Origin of the sequence: Microbispora sp. NPDC046973 (assembly GCF_040644495.1) — a bacterium.
Lineage (GTDB): Bacteria > Actinomycetota > Actinomycetes > Streptosporangiales > Streptosporangiaceae > Microbispora.
Genome location: NZ_JBEYWQ010000071.1, coordinates 1 through 4,598, shown reverse-complemented (window position 1 = coordinate 4,598; position 4,598 = coordinate 1). Strand labels below are relative to the sequence as shown.

At 68.7% G+C, this 4,598-nt stretch carries 2 protein-coding genes; both read right to left on the bottom strand.

Features of this window, described 5'->3' with window-relative positions; genetic code table 11:
- On the bottom strand, positions 1-3,530 hold a 3,530-nt coding region (locus tag ABZ860_RS42695; protein WP_357232552.1), incomplete at its 3' end, for an amino acid adenylation domain-containing protein.
- Positions 3,527-4,598, bottom strand: a 1,072-nt coding sequence (locus ABZ860_RS42690; protein ID WP_357232549.1) for a phosphopantetheine-binding protein, incomplete at its 5' end; no start/stop codon positions are given. The genes ABZ860_RS42690 and ABZ860_RS42695, both read right to left, overlap by 4 nt.

Here is a 4,598-nt window from a genome sequence, read left to right as displayed (position 1 = left end):
GGCAGGTGGATCGGGGTGGAGATGACGTATTCGGCCGATCCGGGGTCGAGCTGGTCGAGGAACCACAGGCGTTGCTGGGCGAACGACAGCGGCAGCTTCCGCTCGCGTGAGACCGGCACGATCGGCGGCGGAGCCTCGCCCGCCGTGCCGGTGTCGATGAGGGCGGCCAGTTCACCGACAGTCGGATGGTCGAACAGCTCGGCCAGGCTCACCTCGATCCCGAACACGCCGCGCACGCGGGTCACGGCCTGGGTCGCCAGCAGGGAGTGGCCGCCCAGATCGAAGAAGTTGTCGCTGACCCCTACCCGGTCCAGATTGAGCAGGTCGGCCCAGATCCCTGCCAGCAGCTCCTGTGTCGGTGTGCTGGGGGCCTCATAGCCGTCGGCCAGGTCCGGGCGACTGCTGTCGGGCGCGGGCAGGCTCGCACGGTCGATCTTGCCGTTCGGAGTCCGGGGGAAACCGGCCAGCTCGACGAACACACCAGGGACCATGTGCTCAGGAAGCCGGGCCCGGAGGTAGTCGCGCAGCTCGCCGGCCGGGGGAGTCTCGTCCGACGCGATCAGGTAGGCGACAAGCCGCTGTTCGTGGACGGTGACCAACGCGGCGTCGATCGCCGGGTGCGCGGTCAGCGCATGCTCGACCTCGGCCGGCTCGATGCGGTAGCCGCGCAGCTTGACCTGGTGGTCGGTGCGGCCCAGGAAGTCCAGTTGCCCGTCGGGCCGCCAGCGGGCCAGGTCTCCGGTCCGGTACAGCCGCCCGCCCTCAGGGTCGAAGGGGTCGGCGACGAAGCGTTCGGCGGTCAGCGCCGGCCGCTGGTGATAGCCCCGGGCCAGCCCGGCACCGGCGATGTACAGCTCTCCGGTCACCCCGACGGGCACGGGCTTGAGGTGCCGGTCCAGGACGTACGCCCGGCTGTTGGGCAGGGGGGAGCCGATGGGGACCGTCTGGTTCGCGCTGGTGAGGGGAGGGCAGGCCGTCAGATCGCTGGTGATCGTGCCGATCGTGGTCTCGGTCGGCCCGTAGTGATTGATCAGTCTCTGGGTGCCGAGGTGATCGCGCAGCCGGGTGATCTGAGCGGGCGTGGTGGCCTCGCCGCCGAGGATAAGCGTACGAGCGGGCAGTACCTCTTGGAACCGGTCACCGTGGGTGAGGGCGGCGAGATGAGACGGGACGATCTTCAGGTGGTCGATTGGATGCTCGGCGAGGTAGGCGGCCAGGAGTGACGGATCCGTGGCGACGTCCGGATCCGGCAGGTGCAGGGTGCCGCCGCTGGTCAGGCAGGTGTAGATGGTGGTGTTGCCGAAGTCGGTGACCGCGCCCTGGAGGAGGGCGTACGTCGAGCCCGGCTCGCCGAGGTTGAGCCGGGGCGGCGCGACGGTGAGGTAGTTGAGCAGACCGGCGTGGGTGACCGTGACGCCCTTCGGGCGCCCGGTGGAGCCGCTGGTGTAGATCAGGTAGGCGGCGTGGCGGGGGTCGATGTCCACCTCGGGGTTCGTGTCGGGGTGGATGCCGAGCAGGGCCCGAGTGGTGAAGTCGTCGAGGGCGAGGGTGGGGATGCGCCCCGCGGGCAGGTCATCGAGGATGTCATTGGTGGTGATCAGGATCGCGGCGTGGCTGTCGGCGAGCTGATAGGCGAGACGGTCCGCGGGATGACCGGGGTCGAGCGGCAGGTAGGCGGCGCCTGACTTCCAGATCGCCAAGATGGCGGTGATGATTTCGGGCCCGGGGTGCAGGCACAGGCCGATGACGGTCTCCGGCCCGGCGCCCATGGCGCGCAGATGATGGGCGAGCCGGTTGGCGTCGCTTTCCAGCTCCTCGTACGTGACCGCGACGCCGCCCGCGACGACCGCGGGGACGCTGGGGTGGGCGGCGGCCTGGGCGGCGATCAGCTCGTGGACGCCGCGGGCGGCGGGAAGTTCCGCGGTGGCGGCGTTCCAGTCGGCCAGGATCCGACGGCTTTCGGCGGGCGTGATGACGGCCAGATCGGACAGATGGCGGCCGGGGTCCGTGACGATGGCGCTGAGCAGGTGGATCAGGTGAGAGATCAGCCGCTCTATTGTCGACGCCTTGAACAACGCCGAGCTGTACTCCACTGCGCCGGTCAACGCGTCGCCGTCCTCGACGAAGATCAGCCGTAGGTCGAACTTCGCGAGGACGTCGCTCCGGTGGTGCATCTCGCCATCGGCGGCTGCGCCGGCCTCGGCAGCGGTACGTGAGCCGCCCTGGCCTCCGCGCGACTCGTCCGTCGTGTAGTTGAACAGCGCCTGGAACAGGGGAGTGCGGGAGCGGTCGCGGGTCACCCCCAGCTCGTCGACGAGTTGTTCGAAGGGCAGGTCCTGGTGGGTGTAGGCGTCCAACGCGGTGGCCCGCACCTGGTTCAGCACCTCGGTGAACGTCGGGTCGCCGCTGAGGTCCGTGCGCAGCGCCAGGGTGTTGACGAAGAAGCCGATGAGGTTTTCGGTCTGGCCGTGGTTGCGGTTGGCCACCGGCGTGCCGACGATGATGTCGTCCTGGCGGGTGTACTTGCTCAGGAGGACGGTGTAGGCGGTCAGCAGCGTCATGAACATGCTGCTGCCGTGCCTTCGGGACAGCTCTTGGAGCCGGGAGGTGACGTCCGCGTCCAGGCGGAAGCTGATGGCCGCTCCAGCGGAGGAGCGTACGGCGGGTCTGGGGTGGTCGGTGGGCAGGTCCAGCACCGGCGGGTCGGCCAGGTGCCGCCGCCAGTAGCCGAGCTGTTCCTCCAGCACCGGTCCGGTCAGCCAGTCACGCTGCCAGACGGCGAAGTCGGCGTATTGGATGGGCAGCGGCGGCAGCGGATTGGGCCGCCCGTCGCGGAAGGCGTCGTACAGTGCGACGAGCTCGCGGTGGAAGATCTTGGCCGACCACTCGTCGCTCACGATGTGGTGCATGCACAGGGCGAGGATGTGCCGGTCGTCGGCCAGGCGGAGCAAACTGGCGCGGATCAGTGGGCCGTTGGCCAGATCGAACGGGGTGGCGGTGTCCTCGGCGATCCATGCCTGGGCCGCGCCGGCGGGGTTCACCTGCCCGGTGAGATCGACGACATCGAGCTCGAATCCCGACGGGCGGTCGATGACCTGCCAGGGGACGCCGTCATCGTCGGCGACCAGGCGGGTGCGCAGCACCTCATGCCGCTCGACCAGGGCGTCGAGCGCGGTTCGCAGCGCGGGGATGTGCAGATCTCCGGCCAGCGGGATGGAGGACGGGATGGTGTATTCGGCCGATCCCGGTTCGAGCTGGTCGAGGAACCACAACCGCTGCTGGGCGAACGACAACGGCAGCGACCGATCGCGGGCCACAGCCGTGATCGGAGAGAGCTGCTCAACACCCGCTGCCGCCTCCCGGCGCTGGAGGATCTCCACCAACTCCTGACGGAACTGGACGACCTGTGTCCTCAGCTCCTCGGGCAGCGCATTCTTAGGCGCCAAGATGCGAAGCCGATCATCGGCCAGATAGAGATGCACGCCTCGCAGTTCGAGCTCGTTGAGAAGGTCGGAAGGCGAAACGGTCATTGCGAGACTCCATCCCCGTCAGGGTTCTCTTCGGGAAGCGTTTCCAAGATCAGGGCCACTTCGTCGCTGGACATCTGCTCGATCTCCATCCAGATCTGCGCCTCGATGAGGGCGGCGAGTTCTTGGATGGTGGGGTGGTCGAAGAGGGCGGCCAGCGTGATGTCGGTGGTGAATGCGGCGCGGATGCGGGTGATGGCCTGGGTGGCGAGGAGGGAGTGGCCGCCGAGGTCGAAGAAGTTGTCGGTGACGCCGACGTGGTCGAGGTTGAGCAGGTCGGCCCAGATGCCGGCGAGGAGTTCTTCGGTGGGGGTGGTGGGTGCCACGAACTCCGTTGCCAGTGCTGGGCGTTCACCGTCGGGGGTGGGGAGTGCGGCGCGGTCGATTTTGCCGTTGGGGGTGAGGGGGAAGGCGGTCAGTTCGATGAAGGCGGTGGGGGTCATGTAGTCGGGTAGGGCGGCGCGTAGGTGCTCACGCAGCTCGTTCACCGGGGGGATGCCCTGGTCGTGGTTGGCCGGGACGAGGTAGGCGATCAGCCGCTGTTCGTGGGTGGTGACGAGGGCGGTGGTGATGGCGGGGTGGGTGGTGAGGGTGTGTTCGATCTCGGCGGGTTCGATGCGGTTGCCGCGGATTTTGATTTGGTGGTCGGTGCGGCCGAGGAAGTCGAGTTGTCCGTCGGGTCGCCAGCGGGCCAGGTCCCCGGTCCGATACAGCCGCCCGCCCTCTTGATCGAGGGGGTTGGCGATGAAGCGTTCGGCGGTGAGGGCGGGGCGGTGGTGGTAGCCGCGGGCCAGTCCGGCGCCGGCGATGTAGAGGTCGCCGGTCACCCCGATGGGGACGGGGTTGAGGTGGGGGTCCAGGACGTGGAGGTGGGTGTTGGCGATGGGCGCGCCGATGGGGGGCGGGGTGGTGTCGAGGACGGTGTCGACGACGGTGCCGCTGGTGGTGTTGCTGGTGGTGTTGCTGGTGGTGTTGCTGGTGGTGGTGTGGGGGCGGGGGCAGTGCCAGGCGGTGACGTCGATGGAGGCTTCGGTGGGGCCGTAGAGGTTGTGGATGTGGAGGGTGGGGTGG